This window comes from Bacillus sp. 2D03 (assembly GCF_003946765.1).
Taxonomy (GTDB): Bacteria; Bacillota; Bacilli; order Bacillales; family Bacillaceae_G; genus Bacillus_A; species Bacillus_A cereus.
The window spans coordinates 118454-137578 of record NZ_RPSJ01000011.1 but is presented as its reverse complement, the minus strand read 5'-3'; the positions used below and the strand labels follow the sequence as shown (position 1 = coordinate 137578).

Below are 19125 nucleotides of genomic sequence, written 5' to 3'. Positions count from 1 at the left end.
CCTTTTCATTTACCCTTGTAATTCTTTTTTAATGTTCTCAGTTAATGTAGCCATACGTTTGCGGCTTTCTTCACGCTCACGTTTGTTTTGCTCTTCAATTTGTTGTGTTTCTTGCATACCTCTTGAAATAATGTTCCAAGTTTCCTCAAGTGTTTCCATCTTAATACTAGAAGAACCTGATAATCTCGCTACTTCTACACTTTGCGTTGCGATATTTTGTGCATTTTTCTTAAGTAATTCATTTGTACGGCGATCCAGTTCAGCCATAGAATCTGCAACAAGCTTTTGACGCTTCGCATTTACCGCTTGAATGATACCATTTTTAAAGATAGGAATCGTTGTAATAAATGCTGTATTGATTTTACCAATTAATTTATTATTACCACGTTGAATCATACGAATTTGTGGTGCTGTAAGTAGCGCAACCATACGCGCTTTTTCTAAATCATCAATACGTTGCTCTAAAATTTCAACAGAGTTTTTAAGCGACTCTAATTCAATACCTGCTAATTGATCATTATTACGCACACGCTCTTCATACATCGGAACTAATTCTGTATTTAAACGCTCTAATAGCATTTCTCCTGCTACTACGTACTTCTCTAAGTCTAAATAATATTTTAAGTTTTGCTCATACAAGCCATCTAACGTACCAATTGATTTTTTCATCTCATCTTGGTACTTCGTAATTTCCACATATACTTTATCAATTTCACGGCCCATCGTTTGATACTTGCTAAAAATTTGTTCTATCATTTTATCCGCTTTTTTGAACATACGTGAGAAGAAACCACTTTTCTCTTCCGCAAAGTCTTTGCTATCAAATCTGTCCATAATTTTACCAAGCTGTTTTAATAATTCACCAGAATCTTCTATCTTTGATAATGACATTGTATGTAAAATTTGATCAGCAAAACGTGAAATTTCCATAGAAGGTTCTTTTCCAAGTTCAATTAATTCTAATTGATCTTTAATATCTACCGCATTATAAATACGTTGTACATCCGCATCTTGTCTAAGTTGTAAGCGAACATCTTGTGCTGTTTGCTCATTTAATTCTGTTTTCGGATCTAGTACGACTGGGTTATTCATATAGTATTCTCCCTTTCCTTATAAAAATGGACGAAATAGTCCTTTTATTGTTTGTGATAAATTTTTATAAGCTGATGAACCATGAAACTCAAGATCGAAATTAACCTCTTCAAGCCAATGGGAATCAAATGCCCCCGCTTCAATATACGGTTCAATATCGTTTCTTCCCGTTGGATTGAAATGGAATACATCTACTCCAATTTGATTTAAAAATAGTAATAAAACAGCATCAGAACGAGTTAACTCTCCACTCTTCTCATTATTAAATATAACAATTTTCGGTACATCTTGTGAATAATCAAATTTCTCAAGCTGTTCTAAAATATTCGGTGGTATTTGAGAAAGTTGCGCGAAAACATATAGCGCTACATCTTGTTTCGTCTCTTTCGCAATTGGTTTGCACATTTCACTTTCACACGTATGGATAATCGCTTCTGCAATCCCATGTTGTAAACCTTCCGGTAAACGCTTATGCGGCCACCAATGGCTATTCATAATTAGATCCGGATGTAATTTCCCAGCTCGGTCCAATGCATCTCGATAATGATATTGGAAGTTTGCTTTTTGCTCTTTCGTAAATGGGAATGTATTAATTAGTAAACTGTTATCAAATGATGTAACAGCCTTTAATCGTTGAAAATACTCTTTATCATTCTTTGAAACACCTGATATTTTCGCAAATAAAGAAGGGATATAAATGTGTTTATTTTCAACAAAGAATGTCGGGCGTACAAACGCCTTTTCTTTCGTAATTAAAAAGAGTTCATCATATGTTGTTTTTAGTGTACGAGCTACAGGCGTATAGGAACGGAATTGCCACGGCTTGTACAGCAGTGAATTATCATGGTGAAGTACTTGCTCAATTTCTTTTGAAGCTTGATACGCTACTGTTGCCACACGCTCGCGGCGGCGATCTGGAAATGGTTCAAGAGAAATACGGCCTGGATGAGACACAATAAAGGTCCTTCCCTCTTCATCGACATTCTCAAATCCATCTTTTCCTTCTGGATGATAATAAAGCACATCACAACCGAGCATAATAAGAAAGTATAAGAAATATATACGGCTTTCCTGTGCATCACCATACCAAACGATACGCGGCATTTGTTTCTTATAATTAATCGTAGAGAACCACTTCGCTACATAATTTTCGCTTAGTTTAATTATGTCGATTAAGAAACGACGGAAGCCTTCTGTCTTTAACGACTGATTATGTTGTTTCTCATATAATTTCAATAGTGAAATAAACGTCGTATGTATGTAATGCTGTAAATCAGGATTGTCTACTTTCGGTAAAAGTTGTTTCCCAGATAAGTGTGCAACTAACCTATTTACTGTCAGACCATTTGGTGCTTCTTGATGTAATCCGAACACTTCTTGAATATGACGAAGCTTTTCCGAATCAATCACTTTGTTTAAATTTTGTTCGTGTAAAACTTCGATTCCTTTCGCTTCACTATAATCAAACAGTTCATTAAAATATTCATCTACATCATTAGGAACGCCAAGGATTCGACATGCTATATAACTAAATTTCATCTCATTCTCTGTCAGTTCATATTGTGGACGTTTTTCTAAAAGCGTTTCAAATTGCTTTAAATCTGATTCATCTTTTAATGCATATGGTTGAAGTGTAAAACGTGAAAACACAACAGTTCACCTCCAAAAACATTTACGTTTTTTCTAAGTCCTTCTTCTATTATAAACTATTTTTGGTTATAAAAAATGGGCGCTCACAAAACGAGCAAACCCATTTCAATTATTTATTGTCTTCTTTAGTAGCTGCAACTTCTTCTTTAGCTTGTCCAGAATTCTTCATGTAGTGAATTATAAATGTTGCTCCAAATGCTACAACTAAAATAATAAAGAATAGTGTATGACTAATCTCAATCTCGATTAAAGACAGTAACATTTTCGATGCAATAATTAAGATTAAAATGTATGCTGTCGTTTCAAGCTCTGGAATACGCTCTAACAATTTCAAGAATACACCGGCAATACCACGCATCATTAAAATACCTAGCATTCCGCCTAATAATAAAATCCAAACTTCATTAGATACACCAAATGCAGCAAGTACACTATCTACAGAGAATGCGATATCCATTAATTCGACCATTGCAACTGTTCCCCAGAAGACACCGAACATTCTGAAGAAAATACTGTTTTGGTTCATACCATGAGCTTCCTCTTCTTCACCTGCACCTTTACGCTTATCAATAAAGTATTTTACTGATAACCAAGCAAGGTAAAGTGCACCAAGAAGTTTTACCCACCATAATTTAATTAAGAACATTCCAATTCCAATTGCAATAAAGCGGAATATATAAGCTCCAATAAGTCCATAGAATAATGCTTTTTTACGTTTCTCTTCAGGAAGGTGTTTTACCATTACTGCTAACACAAGTGCGTTATCAGCAGATAACAACCCTTCAAGTACAACAAGTGTACCAATTAATCCCCAAGATACTGGATCTTGCAACACTTTAATCCACATGTCCAAGTCAAAAAACTGAGCATACGTATCAAGGATTCCTTGCAAAATACTCATCTTACCTTTATCCCCTATTCTTTGCTAGATTTATAGAAAGGTCAAAAAAAGGAAACGAATATCGTTTCCTTTCTATGCATCCAAGCCATACGCTCTTACAAGCGCACCTAAACCACCTTGGAATCCACTTCCTACTGCATTAAACTTCCACTGTCCATTATGACGGTATAATTCACAAAAGACAACTGCTGTTTCGATGGAGAAATCTTCCCCTAAGTCAAAACGAAGAACTTCTTCACTCGTTTCTTCATTCGCTAAACGAACAAACGCATTTCCTACTTGCCCAAAGTTTTGACTACGGCCTTCTGCATCATAAATCGTAACTGTAATAGCAATTCTGTGCACATCTGCTGGAACTTTCTTCAAGTCCACAACAAGTTGCTCATCGTCACCTTCACCTTCACCTGTACGGTTATCTCCTGTATGTAAAACAGATCCACAAGGAGACTGTAAATTATTATAGAAGATAAAATCAGTTTCCTTCGTACATTTTCCGTTTGCATCTAATAAAAAGGCAGATGCATCTAAATCGAAATCAGCTCCACCGTCATAAGATTTAATATCCCATCCAAGACCAATTACTGCTTTTGTTAAACCAGGGCTTGTCTTACCTAAATCGATTTTCTGGCCTTTTTGTAATTGAATAACCATCTATATTCACCTCTATATGTTTATCTTTAAAAATATATCCATCAGTAAACATACATTTCACCAATGGATATATAAATCAAATCTATTACTCTACATCTAAACCAAAGTTATTACATAGAGACGCTAATCCACCTTGGAATCCACTTCCGATTGCATTGAATTTCCAGTCACCTGCATGACGATATAATTCACCTACTACTACGGCTGTTTCAATAGAGAAATCTTCTCCTAAATCGTAACGAATTAATTCTGCATTCTTTTCTTCATCTAAAATACGTACGAAAGAATTAGAAACTTGTCCGAAGTTTTGGCTACGGCCTTCTCCATCATAAATTGTAATTGTGAAACAAATACGTTCGATGTGAGCAGGAACATTTTTCAAATCTACTTTAATCGCTTCGTCATCGCCTTCACCTTCACCAGTGCGGTTATCTCCTAAATGCTCTACAGCACCATTCGCACCTTTTGGATTATTATAGAAGACGAAATCCTCTGCACCTGAAACTTTACCGTTAGCACCTACTAAGAAAATACTAACATCTAAATCGAAATCGTTTTGTCCATCATAACGATTCGTGTCCCAACCAAGTCCTACAAGAACTTTCGAAAGACCTGGATTCGTTTTTGTTAAGTCTACCTTTTGTCCCTTTTTCAATGAAATTGACGCCATATACAATTCCTCCTCGGTTATTTTATTGATAACGTGATACAATCTCACTTAAGTTTTTATCTTGCGTGCCTTCTCCAACTGCTGAAAACTTCCATTCACTTCCGTGACGATACATTTCACCTGCAATTAGAGTTGTTTTGCCAGCATAATTATCCGATAAATTATAGCGTGCTAATTCTTCACCAGTTTGCGGGTTTTGAATACGAATATATGCATTACGAATCATCCCGAAATCTTGACGACGATTTACACAGTCATAAATATTTACAACGAATACTAAACGATTAATACGGCTCGGAACTTTATGTAATTCTACGAAAATTGTTTCGTCATCACCAGCGCCTTCACCTGTTAAATTATCTCCTGAATGAATAATACTACCACAAGTAGAAAGTTTATTTCCGAAGTAAACTAAATCATTTTTGTTTAAAAAACGATCTCCTTCTAACATAACAACAGATGCATCACAATCTACATTTGGTTTACTTCCAAATAATGAAGACAGAAATCCACCTGATTGCCCAATTGGATCCCAGCCTAAGCCAACCTGTAGTTTTGCTACTTTTGGTTGTCCTTTCGTTAAATCGATCTTTTGACCTTTTTCTAAAATAATAGGCATGAAGTTTCTCCCTTTCTACAAAGCATTTTCCAAATCGGAAAATATTGTATTCTTCTCTTATATTGTAGCATTATTTACCTAGCGATAAAAAGGATAAATTCTCAGTTATATGAAAACATTCATATAATTTACTTATGATGATGTAAGAAGTGGTAAATAGCACCAATCATTCCTGCACAATTACCGTTTTGCGCAAGTTCAATCTCACAATTATTATAAATCTCTTGATTTAAGTATTTACTGATCTCTTCTTTTACTTCTTTTAAAAACTCATTTCCTCTATCGGTAATTCCTCCACCAATAATAATCGTTTCTGGATTAAAAATATAAGCAAGATTACTAATTCCGATTGCCAAATGTTTAAAAAAAATCCCAACTGCTTGAGCAACTTCTCTATCTCCTTTATCATACAACTCGAAAATTCTTTTCCCATTCCACTCGCCTTTGCCTTTATATTTTCTTACAAGCCGAATTAATCCTGAAATCGAAGCAACCTCTTCAAACGTTTTTCCTTCTATTAGCATATTCCCCCATTCACCAGCACTAAATGAATGTCCTCGGTACAATTCTCCATCTATAAAAATTGCTCCCCCAATCCCTGTTCCAATGGTGAGCATAATAAAGTTATCTTTCTCTCTTCCACTACCATTCCACTTTTCTCCAAACGCTGCACAATTCACATCATTGTCAATCGATACTGGAACTTTTAATATCTCTTGCAATCTATCAATAATAGGAATCGTACTATATCCCGGAATATGATCCGCACCTCCCGTCACAATTCCTTTATTAATATCAACAATTCCCGTAGTGCTAATACCAATTCCTGCAATAGTATGTTCATTCATTATTTTTTGGGATACATATATAAGTTTTTGAATAATTTGTTCTCCGCCTAAATGAATTTCTGTTGCAACTGTTTTACGCTTTAATACTCTCCCTATTTCTGAAACAATACCATACTTAATTTGCGTACCGCCAATATCAAACGCTATATACTCTTTCATCCACTGCCACTTCCTCTACCGTTATGAATGTAAATTCTCCACCTCTATTATTTGTAGAAAATCTACATTAACTCTTTTCTGCTTTGACAAATACACCACCTTTTTCTATATATAGTTTTTTTTGCATAAAACTCTTTTTCCTAAGAAATATTACAAAGGGATGTATTGATGGAATATTAATTTCTTAGGAGGAAAACCATGACGAAAATCTTCATTTTAGCATCAACACTCTCTTTATCTTTTTTTAGCGGTTTAAATATCGGTAATGCTGCAACTGAAAACTTCCAACCATTAACAAACGCTATTGTACAAAATAGCGATCATTTTGCAGAAGGAAACTCAAAGGATAATAATAAACCTCCAGGAAATAACGGTTCTCAGGACGATAGTGGTTCTGGTAACAGTGGCTCTGACGGCAATGGTTCCGGCGGTAATGGTTCTGGTGGTAGCAGCTCTGACGGCAATGGTTCCGGCGGTAATGGTTCTGGTGGTAGCAGCTCTGACGGCAGTGGTTCTGGTGACAATGGTTCCGGCGGTAACGGTTCTGATGGCAGTGGCTCTGACGGCAATGGTTCCGGCGGTAACGGTTCTGGTGGCAGTGGCTCTGGTGGCAATGGTTCCGGCGGTAACGGTTCTGGTGGCAGTGGCTCTGGTGGCAATGGTTCCGGCGGTAACGGTTCTAGCGGTAACGGTTCTGGTGGCAATGACTCTGGTGGCAGCGGTTCCGGTGGCAGTGGTTCTGGCGGTAACGGTTCTGGTAGCAACGGCTCTGGTGGCAGCGGTTCTGGTGGCAGCGGTTCTGGCGGTAACGGTTCTGGTAGCAACGGCTCTGGTGGTAACGGTTCTGGTGGCAGTGGCTCACACGGTGGGAATGGCTCTCAAGGTAGCAATCGCGTTAAAGGTGATAGCAGTTCTCAAGGGGGGAACGTAAAAGATAATACGAAAAAACAAGGTGATAAATTACCGAATACAGCAACACATTATCCTGCATCTATTTTAATGGGTCTTTCAACATTCCTAATTGGTATGTTACTGTTTATTCGTCGTAAAAACGTAAAATAAGAGCAACATACTTCCATCTAAAGAATACATGAAATACTGTATAAAACTAAAAAGGACTTTGGATTGCACTTTATTATGCAGCCCAAAGTCCTTTTTATCACCTATCAGAAAAAGTATTAATACGCTTTTCCCCAATACACCATTTGTTTAGCTTCTTTACCACAACAAATACATTCTTCAGCTAAATGCTCTTGCTCAAAAGGCATACAGCGAGAAGATACTCCAACTTCTTCTTTTAGTTTCTCTTCACAAGCTAATTCCCCGCACCACATCGCTTTAATAAATCCTTGCTTTTCGTCAGCTATTTTTTTCATCTCTTCGAAATTTGTCGCAACATACGTATTCTCATCGCGAAATGCTTTTGCTTTATTAAATAAAGCAATATGAATTTCTTCAAGTAATGCTGGAATACGTTCTTCTAATTGATCCATTGGTACAAACTCTTTTTCCTTCGTATCTCTTCTTACAAGTACAACTTGATTCTTTTCAATATCTTTAGGGCCAACTTCTAATCGAATTGGAATCCCCTTCATTTCATACTCATTAAATTTCCAGCCTGGTGTTTTATTACTAGCATCTATTTTTACTCGTGCAACCTTTTGAATATGTGCTTGTAACTCTATTGCTTTTGCTAAAACTCCTTCTTTATGCTGAGCAATCGGTACAATAACAACTTGCACTGGAGCGACTTTTGGTGGCATTACAAGTCCATTATTATCACTATGAACCATTATTAGCCCGCCTATCATTCTTGTTGATACACCCCAAGATGTTTGGTGCACATATTGCCACTTACCGTTACGATCTAAAAACTTAATATCAAATGCTTCTGAGAAATTCGTCCCAAAGTTATGAGAGGTTCCTGTTTGAAGTGCTTTTCCATCATGCATTAAACTTTCAATTGTATAAGTTGCCTTTGCTCCAGCAAACTTCTCTTTTTCTGTTTTTTGTCCTTTAATAACTGGTATTGCTAAATAATCCTCACAGAAAGAAGCATATAAGTTTAAAATATTTAATGTTTCAGCCTGCGATTCTTCTGCCGTTTCATGGATTGTATGACCCTCTTGCCATAAAAATTCAGTCGTACGAAGGAACGGCCTAGTTGTCTTCTCCCAACGAACTACTGAACACCACTGATTATATAACTTTGGCAAATCATTATAGGATTGCACAATTTTTGAAAAATGCTCACAGAATAAAGTTTCAGATGTAGGACGTACACAAAGTCTTTCCGCTAACTTTTCATCTCCACCATGCGTGACCCATGCTACTTCAGGAGCAAATCCTTCAACATGATCCTTCTCTTTTTGCAATAAACTCTCTGGGATAAACATTGGCATATATACATTTTCATGGCCAGTTTCTTTTAACTTCTCATCCATCACCTTCTGCATATTCTCCCATAAGGCATAACCATACGGACGTAAAATCATGCACCCTTTTACACTTGAATAATCAACAAGTTCGGCTTTTTTTACAATATCGGTATACCACTGCGCAAAGTCCTCTTCCATCTTCGTAATGGCTTGCACTTGTTCTTTTGCCATAGTCAGTCTTCCTCCTTCTAGAAAATACAAAAAAGCCCGCGTCCCTAAATAGGGACCGAGCTTTGCCGGCGTTACCACCCTGATTCATGCACAAAAATTGCGCATGCTCTCTTTTTGATAACGGGAAATTCCCGCTGCATATGCAGAACTCAAAGGCAGGTTCCATATTGCCTTTTTAAGAATCTTTCAGCCTGGCGGATTCTCTCTCTGCTAAAAAGGTTGAACATGTACTAGTCCTTTTTCATCGTTATAACGAAATAAATTTGTTGATTATCATAATACAAATTCTTTTTTAAAACAATAGCTAATTTTCTTATTATTATATATTCTTTTCATTTTTTGCAGTTTTATACGTAGCTTTTCCGCGTAATTTTCACAAGTTGATGTGCAATCATACCGATAAGTGTACCAAGTAGGACGAAGAAACCAATAAATCCATATCCCATTCCTTCCCACCCACCAATAACCATCATTGTAACGGGAAAGGACGCTAAGCAAAGAAGTATTAAACTAAGTGCAAATATAATATCGAACTGTTTGTCTGGAAACCGTTTCTTTAGTAAATATGAAATAGCAAATACAAGGATAATCGTGATTCCACCAATGATGTAAAAGATACCAAATCCATCTAACCAATCCATAGTGTTTCCTCCTTCCATAGATTCCCTTATACTTAATTATATGTTTAATTTTTCTGAAAATAAATAATAAATTTTCACCTAAAAATATATTTTTATTACTAGGTATTAATAGTAATATATAAGAATAGGTTTTATATAATCAGGAGGGAACTTTATGGATAAAGCATTAACAAACCATGTCATTATTTTATCATTCGACTGTTTATCAGCTTTAGATTTTCCTATACTACAAAAACTACCTCATTTCCAATCTCTAATAAAAAAGGGCACGGTTGTCGAAAAAGTAGAACCAATTTATCCTTCTGTAACATATCCAAGCCACTCAACAATCGTAACCGGTAATTATCCTAACAAGCACGGTGTTGTTAGCAATACGTTACTTCAACCAGGGCGTGAATCACCTGATTGGCATTGGTACCGAAAATCAATAAAAGGAACAACATTGTATGATGAAGCGCGCAAAGCAAATTTAACGACAGCCGCCCTTCTATGGCCTGTTACTGGAAGAGCGAACATCGATTACAATTTACCAGAAATTTTCCCCAATAGACCTTGGCAAAATCAAGTGTTAGTTTCCTTATTTAGCGGTAGCCCACTATACCAATTAGATTTAAATCGTCGTTTCGGCCATATAAGAAATGGTTTATCACAACCAGAGCTGGATGATTTCGTCCTCGCCTCTGCTGTGCATACAATCCAGACGAAAAAGCCTAATGTCATGTTTGTACATTTCACCGATCTAGACACCCAAAGACACTATCACGGCTTTGAATCTAACGAAACAATAGCTGCTATCCAGAGACATGACGAACGTCTAGGGAAAATTATTCAAGCACTAAAAGAAAGTGACCTATACGAAGAAAGTACAATTATTGCCCTTGGTGATCATAGCGCTTTAAGTGAAAACAAATCCATCCAATTAAATGTGCTATTCCATCAAAGAGGACTTATATCTCTTAATAAAAAAGGAAAATTAGTAGACTGGAAAGCCTATTGCCAAAGTTGCGACGGCTCTGCCTATGTATATGTAAAGGACAAAAATGATACGGATACAATTCGGGAGGTACAACTACTCCTTGAAGACCTACTTCAAAATAAACAAAACGGAATTGAATTTATACTTCATGATGAAGCTGCGAAAGACTGCGGTGCAGACGGTAATTGTTTATTCATGTTAGAAGCACGAGAAGGGTATTATTTCACTGAAAACTATACAGGAGATTTCATAAAAGAAATTACCGAAAAAGATGTTACGCCTAGTAAAAAATATACATTTGGTACGCATGGATACTCTCCAACAAAACCTAACTATGAAACAATTTTTATCGCTGCCGGAAAAGGCATAAAAAGTGGTGTGACAATCCCATATATGAGACTTATTGATGAAGGTCCAACTATCGCTAGACTACTAGGTTTACACTTAGGTGAAACAGACGGAGCAATTGTAGAGGATTTACTCCAATTGTAAAGAACTGTGTATATATGTAAAAGTTATGTAAAATTCATCACTGTTTCTCTTTTTATAATTTTTATTTTTGTACACTGTTAGTAAAACAAATTTAAGGGGGAACATTATATGAAAAAAATGTCCAGACAAGAAAAAAGCTGGATATTATACGATTGGGCGAACTCTGTATACTCGCTCGTCATTACAACTGCATTATTTCCAATTTACTTTAAAGCAGCTGCAAAAGAAGCTGGACTATCTGGGGCAACTTCAACAGCATATTGGGGATATGCAAACTCATTCGCAACACTTTTAATTTCTATACTTGCCCCTATTCTCGGCACAGTTGCTGATTATAAAGGATTTAAAAAACGATTTTTCACATTCTTCTTTGGACTTGGTATCGTATTTACAAGTATGTTAGCAATTGTTCCAACCTCTCAGTGGTACTTATTGCTAGGGTGCTATATGCTCGCCTTAATCGGCTTTGCTGGAGCAAACATTTTCTATGATGCATTTTTAGTAGACGTCACTTCTGAAGATAGAATGGACCGAATTTCTACAAGAGGATTTGCATTAGGTTATATCGGGAGTACAATTCCTTTTATCGGTTGTATCGCTCTTATTATTCTTTCTCAAAAAGGAACTATTCCCTTATCGGTCGGCATTGCTAGTCAAATTTCCTTTGCAATAACAGCTCTTTGGTGGGGGTTATTTACAATTCCAATGCTAAAAAACGTAGAGCAAACACACTATATTGAGCGTCATCCAAGACCTATTAGAATGAGCTTCAAACGTCTTGCTGATACTTTTAAAAATATTAAAGAATATAAAACTGTATTTATGTTTCTAATCGCTTACTTTTTCTATATTGACGGAGTCGATACAATTATTACTATGTCTACCGCTTACGGAACCGATCTCGGTATTAGTGCAACGAATCTATTAATCATATTATTTGTAACACAAATTGTCGCTTGTCCATTTGCGTTACTATACGGAAAACTATCTGAAACATTTACTGGTAAAAAAATGCTATATGTCGGTATCATTATTTATGTCATTATTTGCACATATGCTTATTTCTTAAAAACAACACTTGATTTTTGGATTTTAGCAATGTTAGTTGCTACATCTCAAGGTGGTATTCAAGCACTAAGTCGTTCATACTTTGCAAAACTAGTACCAAAAGAATCTGCTAATGAATTCTTCGGATTTTATAATATATTTGGAAAGTTTGCCGCAATTATGGGTCCGGTATTAGTCGGTGTTACAACGCAATTAACAGGAAAAACAAACGCTGGTGTTCTTAGTATTATTGTTCTATTTATTATCGGAGGATTCTTACTAACTAGAGTTCCAGAAAATAATACATCCGTTACACCACCTAGTCCAAAGACTAAAACGCTATAAGAAAAGATCCTCTTCTCATAAGAAGAGGATCTTTTTTATTTTTAAAGGTGCGCCTTATAATGAACGACTCTACTGCTTGTACAAAAATAATTTATCAACAGTTGTTCCTAATACTTCAGCTAAACGGAACGCTAACGCTAAGCTTGGATCATATTTATTATTCTCAATTGCATTTATCGTTTGTCTAGAAACCTTACATTTATCAGCTAATGCGCCTTGTGAAATATTATTTTCAGTGCGTAATTCATAGATTTGATTTTTCACACCATTGCTCCTAACCTGTAAAATTATTTTTACAACATCAGTATATAATTGGCTCATATAGTTGTCAAAAGTTCCTCAAAGAAAAAGAGAGCAATTTTGCTCCCTTACAATAGTTATTTCGAAACTAACGAATTTGTTAGTGCCTCTTTATTAGCAACATCGTCTTTTTTTATTTGCATGCGTAGAACTGGCCCTATCGCTAATAAAATAAGTGCCATTGCTATACAAAACACAGTAACTAGTGAAGTTAGTTCCTTTAATCCTCCAGCTAATGAAGTTCCAATTAGCATTGCCCCCATAAACAGTGGTAAAATCGTTCCATTTACTCTTCCAACCATATTTTCTGGTACAAGTTGAATCATAAGCGTACCGACAACAATATTAACACAAGCTAAACAAATACCTGTTCCAAATCTCATGAAACTAGTAATCCAAAATGATGTAGATAGCCCTTCTACTAAAAATGAAATCGCTAATATACCCATACCGAATACAAACATCTTTTTCGGATTCACTTTTGAAGCGAAAACTGCAGCAACAATACCACCGAGTAACATACCTATTCCGTCAGCTGCCGCTAAATATTGAACAGCTTCTTTTTCCATACCTAAACGTTCAATTACAAGGAATACTTCTAATGGATTCGTTAATCCAACAGCCAAACCCATAATTGTAAAAGTGATCGTAATCATACGTAAATTTTTCGTATGAAGAACATACTTCCAACCTTCTTTTATATCATTTTTTAATGAGTCTCTCGCCACCTGCTCTTTTTCAACCCATTTTGGTAAGAATGAAAGGGCGATAGCAGATAACAAAAATAAAATGATTAAGCTATATAGTGATGTAAATAAACCAAGTTGTGTATACACAAGCGATCCTACCACTGGTCCAAAAATCAGAAATAATGACTGTAATGTTTGGTTAAATGCAATCGCATTTGCTACCTCTCCTTCTTTTACATAGCGCTTAAATATACGCGAAGATGAGGGCTGAGAAAACTGACCTACAATCGCGGAAATGAGTGTTGCAAAAAATATAGCCTGCCAATAATCCAGCTTTAACAACAAAACAATTCCTATAATAGACAGTACACTTAATACATCTCCAGCGACCATTGTTCTTTTCGGATTCCAACGATCAGCTAGCGCACCACCGATAAACGAGAAAATAAAAATAGGTGCATATTCCATAACTGATAACAACGAAACAGAAACTGGATCATTATTCGTTCGCTCCATTATAAAATACAAAAGAGCCATATTTCTGATCCAAATTGCAAATTGTTGTAAAATATCAGACGCCATAACGAGCATAAATGCTCGGTTTTTAAATAAAGCGTTCATTTTCATTCCCCTTTCACAAACCGACCGTTCGGTCTAATTTATTTTGTAAGAAAAGCAACTGACCTATTATTCAGCTGCCATTCCTTTTAACAATACATCTATTGCCTTTTTATAAATACGTTTCAGCTCTTTATAATCTAATTCGTAGTAAAGCACTCCAAGTCCTGATAATAATCCGTTTACAATATACATAAGATCACGAGTATTATCTTCACGGAACTCTCCAGACTGTATACCTACTTCAATTAATTTCTCAAACATAACATATGATTCTCTAGTTAAAGCTAACAGTTCATCCAGAATCTCTTTACTTACAACTTGGCTCATAGAGAATTCCTCTATTGCATTTGAAATTGGTTGCTGTATGTCCTCTACATGATATTCCGCGAGACCATATAGTTTTTCAGTACTAGTGCTATACAACTTCTCTTTTTCATTCCATTTTTCAATCCAATCATACGTATGCTGTTTCACTACAAATAAAAATAATTCTTCTTTACTTTTAAAGTGATAATAAATACTTCCTTTACTTCGCTCTGTAATTTCACAAATCTCTTCCATAGATGTAGCTGCGTAGCCCTTCTGTGAAAATAGACTTTCTGCTTTATATGCAATTTCTTTCTTTATCTCTTCTGCACTTCTTCTCATATTCACACCTCTTTAAACCGACCGTTCAGTCTAATAATAACAAATCAAAAACCTCTATCGCAAGAGGCTATATTCCTTATTTAAGAAAACGTACTTTCAAACCAAGTTCGAATCATATGTATGGTTCCAAATTTAAATGCTAATTTAACAAGAAATACGCCTCCCGCAGCTAATAAAAATAACACTACTTTCCCCTTATTTTTCACTTTCGGTTCCCTTTTCATTTCCATTCCCCTTAGTATGTTAAAAATATTAAACAAACGTTTGTTTAACTGTGTTTATGCATATGTAAGCCGACTAATCAAACGTTTGTTTAAAAAGAAATACGCCTAATATAAGGCGCATTTTTATCAATCACCACCGCCACCGCAGCTTCCTCCGCTATCTCCCCCAAAAGATCCTCCACAATCATGTGAGCCGCCATCATGCGAGCTATCATTATCAGATCCAGCAAAGAAAAATAATGGTGATGAGCTGTTAGATGAATTATGAATGTTATTTTGTTTTGTAAGATTTACCTTCTTTTTGTTCGATCGAACTGCTGTTACGATTGTTCCAACTACAACAAATAATAGTATGACAATAATAAATTCCATTTAAAAGCCTCCCTTATTCCTCGAATAATTGAATGGTTCTCTCTAGATTTTCAAGTGAAATGAAGCGTGATTCACGAAGAATTTCTTTTCCATTATGAAATAATAAAATTGTTGGCCCTGTAAATACTCCATATCGCCCCGCAATCTCTTGCATGTCTTGTAGTAATATCTCTATTTTCTCTACGTAATCATAATTCTCTAATACGCAATTTACTTTTCTTAGCATAACATCACAAACACCACAATTTTCCGTTTTAATAAACAGAAGTACCAATTGTTGTTCTTCGATATAGGTCGCTAATTCTTCTATCGTTTTAAATGTATTCATCTTATCCCTCTTAACGTAATTTACGAAATACTTTGTCTTGATACATACGAAAAGCTGAACTATCTTTAATCTTTCTCTTTTCCATTACCTGCTGAAAACGCAGAGTTTTTGCTGTTAACTCTTCTCGTAATTTCTTTCTCTCTTCTTCATCATAACAGCAAGCAATTAGATCTTCTATTTTTAATATATCTTTTTGTAGTTCCATTTCTGGTGGAATCATTCCCGCATTTTTTAAAATTTTATAACTCATTCTAAGTTCTGGAGGTACCATTGAAAGATCTTCTAATTGTAGTGGTTTTCCTTTTCCCGGAATATAATCAAGATCACCATTCCGTATTGCTTGTCGAATTTTCTCTTCAGCAATGTTCAAAAACACATCCACACTATTCCCTCCTTTACATATTTTTACTATTATTTTACATGATATTTCCTTATCTTTCTACGTCTTTAATAATTGGCTCCATACAATTTTTTCTCAAATTTATTTATAATGAGCTTTTTCCTCCCATACCGATTTTTCGTTTTCATATATAGTTTGTATTCAAGCCTTTTTGTATTGAGAAAGTCTTTTTCAACTTAATAAAGCGTTTACACTAAATCTTACATTTGTTACGATTTAATCACCCCCAGCTCCCTTGTATAGACTTCGTGATGTCTGATCATTTTATCTAGACGTTTCACACGTCTAGATTCATTTTGATTTATTGGCGTATGCCTTTAAATATATCTTTTATTTTGAAAGGAGAAATGGCTATGAGGTCTCAAAAATTCACACTGCTATTACTATCCCTACTACTTTTCTTACCTCTTTTTCTCACAAATTTTATTACTCCAAATCTCGCATTAGCAGATTCACCAAAGCAAAGTCAAAAAATTGTTGGGTACTTTCCTTCGTGGGGCGTTTACGGACGTAATTATCAAGTTGCTGACATTGATGCATCAAAACTTACTCACCTTAACTATGCTTTCGCGGATATTTGTTGGAATGGAAAACATGGAAACCCTTCTACTCATCCTGATAATCCAAATAAACAAACGTGGAACTGTAAAGAATCTGGTGTACCATTGCAAAATAAAGAGGTTCCTAATGGTACTCTCGTACTCGGGGAACCATGGGCTGATGTTACCAAATCGTATCCTGGCTCAGGGACAACTTGGGAAGATTGCGATAAATATGCCCGTTGCGGAAATTTCGGTGAACTAAAACGATTAAAAGCTAAATATCCTCACTTAAAAACAATTATTTCCGTTGGTGGCTGGACTTGGTCTAACCGCTTTTCTGATATGGCCGCTGATGAAAAAACAAGAAAAGTATTTGCTGACTCTACAGTAGCTTTTCTTCGCGCATATGGGTTTGATGGCGTAGATTTAGACTGGGAATATCCGGGCGTTGAAACGATTCCTGGTGGTAGTTACCGTCCTGAAGATAAGCAAAATTTCACTCTCCTTCTTCAAGACGTCCGAAATGCTTTGAATAAAGCAGGTGCTGAAGATGGCAAACAATATTTACTAACAATCGCTTCAGGCGCAAGCCAACGCTACGCTGATCATACAGAGCTAAAGAGAATTTCTCAAATACTCGATTGGATTAATATTATGACATATGATTTCCACGGCGGATGGGAAGCTACTTCTAATCATAATGCAGCTCTATATAAGGATCCAAATGACCCAGCAGCAAATACGAATTTTTACGTAGATGGTGCTATAAATGTTTATACAAATGAAGGTGTTCCAGTCGATAAACTAGTATTAGGCGTACCCTTTTACGGACGTGGCTGGAAAAGTTGTGGCAAAGAAAATAACGGACAATATCAACCTTGCAAACCAGGTAGTGATGGGAAACTTGCTTCTAAAGGTACTTGGGATGATTATTCTACCGGTGACACGGGTGTGTATGATTACGGTGATTTAGCAGCCAATTACGTTAATAAAAATGGTTTTGTACGCTACTGGAATGACACAGCTAAAGTACCTTATTTATATAATGCAACTACAGGCACATTTATTAGCTACGATGACAATGAATCTATGAAATACAAAACAGACTATATAAAGACGAAAGGTTTAAGTGGAGCAATGTTTTGGGAACTAAGCGGAGATTGCCGCACAAGTCCAAAATATAGTTGTAGTGGTCCAAAATTACTTGATACGCTAGTAAAAGAATTACTTGGTGGACCTATTAGTCAAAAAGATACTGAGCCACCAACGAATGTTAAAAACATTGTAGTTACGAATAAAAATTCAAACTCAGTTCAATTAAACTGGACTGCATCTACTGATAACGTAGGAGTTACGGAATATGAAATTACTGCTGGAGAAGAGAAATGGAGTACAACAACAAATAGCATTACAATTAAAAACTTAAAACCTAATACGGAATACACATTTTCAGTAATTGCCAAAGATGCTGCTGGAAATAAATCACAACCTACCGCTTTTACTGTCAAAACAGATGAAGCTAATACAACACCTCCTGATGGAAATGGTACTGCTACATTTTCAGTCACTTCGAATTGGGGCAGTGGTTATAACTTCTCGATTATAATTAAAAATAATGGAACGACTCCTATTAAAAATTGGAAATTAGAATTTGATTATAGCGGCAATTTAACACAAGTTTGGGATTCTAAAATTAGTAGTAAAACAAATAATCATTATGTAATTACGAACGCAGGATGGAATGGTGAAATTCCTCCTGGTGGGTCTATTACAATTGGCGGTGCAGGAACAGGTAATCCTGCCGAACTTTTAAATGCCGTCATTAGCGAAAACTAGACGTAATATCCATTAATTACTTCACTAAAGTTTGAATTTAGGTTTGAGTAATACCTCCTAAATTCAAACTTTTAATTTTACGGAAAATCAAATTATAATAATAACTTATTATAATTATATTAAGTTTATACATTCATTTTATAATATGAAGTTTATATGAAGTTCATTTGAATTTTACATGAATTTCCTTTAATTTCTATTGTCTTCCTATAATATCCATATTATTCTTTACATATAGGAATTATTTTCATTCCACTTTGAACTATCTATATATATAAAGAAAGATAGTCACCTGTTAGGGAAAGGCTTTCGTATTATTATAAATATAACAAAAGAAAAAGCACGCTTATAAGCGCACCATAAGAGTGCTTCTTCATACAATTCTCATGTAAGAGTTCTCGAAAATCATGTTAATCACAAAGAAAAGGCATTAGCTCATAAAAGCTAATGCCTTTTCTTTATTCA

Annotated in this window: 20 protein-coding genes and 1 other annotated feature; of the genes, 4 read left to right on the top strand and 16 right to left on the bottom strand. The window is 35.6% G+C overall.

The genetic code is table 11. From position 1 onward, the window contains the following. Positions 1 to 9: 9 nt before the first annotated feature. The 7 genes from EBQ15_RS22855 to EBQ15_RS22825 form a co-directional block, all read right to left on the bottom strand. Positions 10 to 1092 carry a toxic anion resistance protein gene (locus EBQ15_RS22855; RefSeq protein ID WP_001064409.1) on the bottom strand — a complete coding sequence of 361 codons (1083 nt, stop codon included), beginning with the start codon at positions 1090 to 1092 and terminating at the stop codon, positions 10 to 12. 18 nt (positions 1093 to 1110) lie between these two features. After that, positions 1111 to 2742, bottom strand: coding sequence for a YceG family protein (locus EBQ15_RS22850; RefSeq protein ID WP_000492866.1), 1632 nt, complete (start codon positions 2740 to 2742; stop codon positions 1111 to 1113). A 109-nt stretch (positions 2743 to 2851) separates the two neighbouring features. Beyond that, positions 2852 to 3643 carry a TerC family protein gene (locus EBQ15_RS22845; protein ID WP_000025688.1) on the bottom strand — a complete coding sequence of 264 codons (792 nt, stop codon included), beginning with the start codon at positions 3641 to 3643 and terminating at the stop codon, positions 2852 to 2854. A gap of 72 nt (positions 3644 to 3715) precedes the next feature. Next, positions 3716 to 4294, bottom strand: coding sequence for a TerD family protein (locus EBQ15_RS22840; protein ID WP_000236643.1), 579 nt, complete (start codon positions 4292 to 4294; stop codon positions 3716 to 3718). Between the two features lie 85 nt (positions 4295 to 4379). Beyond that, positions 4380 to 4964, bottom strand: coding sequence for a TerD family protein (locus tag EBQ15_RS22835; RefSeq protein ID WP_000146726.1), 585 nt, complete (start codon positions 4962 to 4964; stop codon positions 4380 to 4382). A 22-nt stretch (positions 4965 to 4986) separates the two neighbouring features. Continuing rightward, positions 4987 to 5583, bottom strand: coding sequence for a TerD family protein (locus tag EBQ15_RS22830; protein WP_001121586.1), 597 nt, complete (start codon positions 5581 to 5583; stop codon positions 4987 to 4989). A gap of 128 nt (positions 5584 to 5711) precedes the next feature. Beyond that, complete coding sequence (locus EBQ15_RS22825) at positions 5712 to 6590, bottom strand: ROK family protein (RefSeq protein ID WP_000666112.1); 879 nt, start codon at positions 6588 to 6590, stop codon at positions 5712 to 5714. 198 nt (positions 6591 to 6788) lie between these two features. Between EBQ15_RS22825 and EBQ15_RS31700 the strand changes: the two genes are divergently transcribed. Then, positions 6789 to 7652 (top strand): LPXTG cell wall anchor domain-containing protein, encoded by an 864-nt coding sequence (locus EBQ15_RS31700; RefSeq protein WP_000161149.1) that lies wholly within the window; start codon positions 6789 to 6791, stop codon positions 7650 to 7652. A gap of 116 nt (positions 7653 to 7768) precedes the next feature. Here EBQ15_RS31700 and proS read toward each other — a convergent pair whose 3' ends face one another. Further along, complete coding sequence (gene proS, locus EBQ15_RS22815; RefSeq protein ID WP_001040974.1) at positions 7769 to 9199, bottom strand: proline--tRNA ligase; 1431 nt, start codon at positions 9197 to 9199, stop codon at positions 7769 to 7771. Between the two features lie 47 nt (positions 9200 to 9246). Then, positions 9247 to 9453: a binding site (T-box leader), on the bottom strand. 93 nt (positions 9454 to 9546) lie between these two features. Continuing rightward, positions 9547 to 9840, bottom strand: a complete 294-nt coding sequence (locus EBQ15_RS22810; protein WP_000383853.1) for a YesK-like family protein — start codon at positions 9838 to 9840, stop codon at positions 9547 to 9549. Positions 9841 to 9994: 154 nt separating this feature from the next. Between EBQ15_RS22810 and EBQ15_RS22805 the strand changes: the two genes are divergently transcribed. Continuing rightward, on the top strand, positions 9995 to 11308 hold the full coding sequence (locus EBQ15_RS22805) for an alkaline phosphatase family protein (protein ID WP_000356413.1): 1314 nt from the start codon (positions 9995 to 9997) through the stop codon (positions 11306 to 11308). A gap of 108 nt (positions 11309 to 11416) precedes the next feature. Next, positions 11417 to 12700, top strand: a complete 1284-nt coding sequence (locus tag EBQ15_RS22800; protein ID WP_000738805.1) for an MFS transporter — start codon at positions 11417 to 11419, stop codon at positions 12698 to 12700. 69 nt (positions 12701 to 12769) lie between these two features. Here the strand turns inward: EBQ15_RS22800 and EBQ15_RS22795 are convergent, their stop codons facing one another. The 7 genes from EBQ15_RS22795 to EBQ15_RS22765 form a co-directional block, all read right to left on the bottom strand. Next, positions 12770 to 13021 (bottom strand): helix-turn-helix transcriptional regulator, encoded by a 252-nt coding sequence (locus EBQ15_RS22795; RefSeq protein WP_065845593.1) that lies wholly within the window; start codon positions 13019 to 13021, stop codon positions 12770 to 12772. Positions 13022 to 13077: 56 nt separating this feature from the next. After that, positions 13078 to 14310: an MFS transporter gene (locus EBQ15_RS22790; RefSeq protein WP_000992566.1), complete on the bottom strand. Its 1233-nt coding sequence runs from the start codon at positions 14308 to 14310 to the stop codon at positions 13078 to 13080. 66 nt (positions 14311 to 14376) lie between these two features. Then, complete coding sequence (locus EBQ15_RS22785) at positions 14377 to 14958, bottom strand: TetR/AcrR family transcriptional regulator (protein ID WP_001254434.1); 582 nt, start codon at positions 14956 to 14958, stop codon at positions 14377 to 14379. Between the two features lie 80 nt (positions 14959 to 15038). Then, complete coding sequence (locus EBQ15_RS22780; RefSeq protein ID WP_000817981.1) at positions 15039 to 15182, bottom strand: hypothetical protein; 144 nt, start codon at positions 15180 to 15182, stop codon at positions 15039 to 15041. A gap of 126 nt (positions 15183 to 15308) precedes the next feature. Beyond that, positions 15309 to 15554, bottom strand: a complete 246-nt coding sequence (locus tag EBQ15_RS22775) for a hypothetical protein (protein ID WP_000394369.1) — start codon at positions 15552 to 15554, stop codon at positions 15309 to 15311. A 13-nt stretch (positions 15555 to 15567) separates the two neighbouring features. After that, positions 15568 to 15882, bottom strand: coding sequence for a thioredoxin family protein (locus EBQ15_RS22770; protein WP_001091336.1), 315 nt, complete (start codon positions 15880 to 15882; stop codon positions 15568 to 15570). 10 nt (positions 15883 to 15892) lie between these two features. Next, on the bottom strand, positions 15893 to 16264 hold the full coding sequence (locus EBQ15_RS22765) for a DnaJ family domain-containing protein (RefSeq protein ID WP_000382367.1): 372 nt from the start codon (positions 16262 to 16264) through the stop codon (positions 15893 to 15895). A 371-nt stretch (positions 16265 to 16635) separates the two neighbouring features. On the opposite strand from EBQ15_RS22765, the gene EBQ15_RS22755 reads away from it, so the two are divergent. Continuing rightward, on the top strand, positions 16636 to 18660 hold the full coding sequence (locus tag EBQ15_RS22755) for a glycosyl hydrolase family 18 protein (RefSeq protein WP_001257479.1): 2025 nt from the start codon (positions 16636 to 16638) through the stop codon (positions 18658 to 18660). The last annotated feature ends 465 nt before the right edge of the window (positions 18661 to 19125 follow it).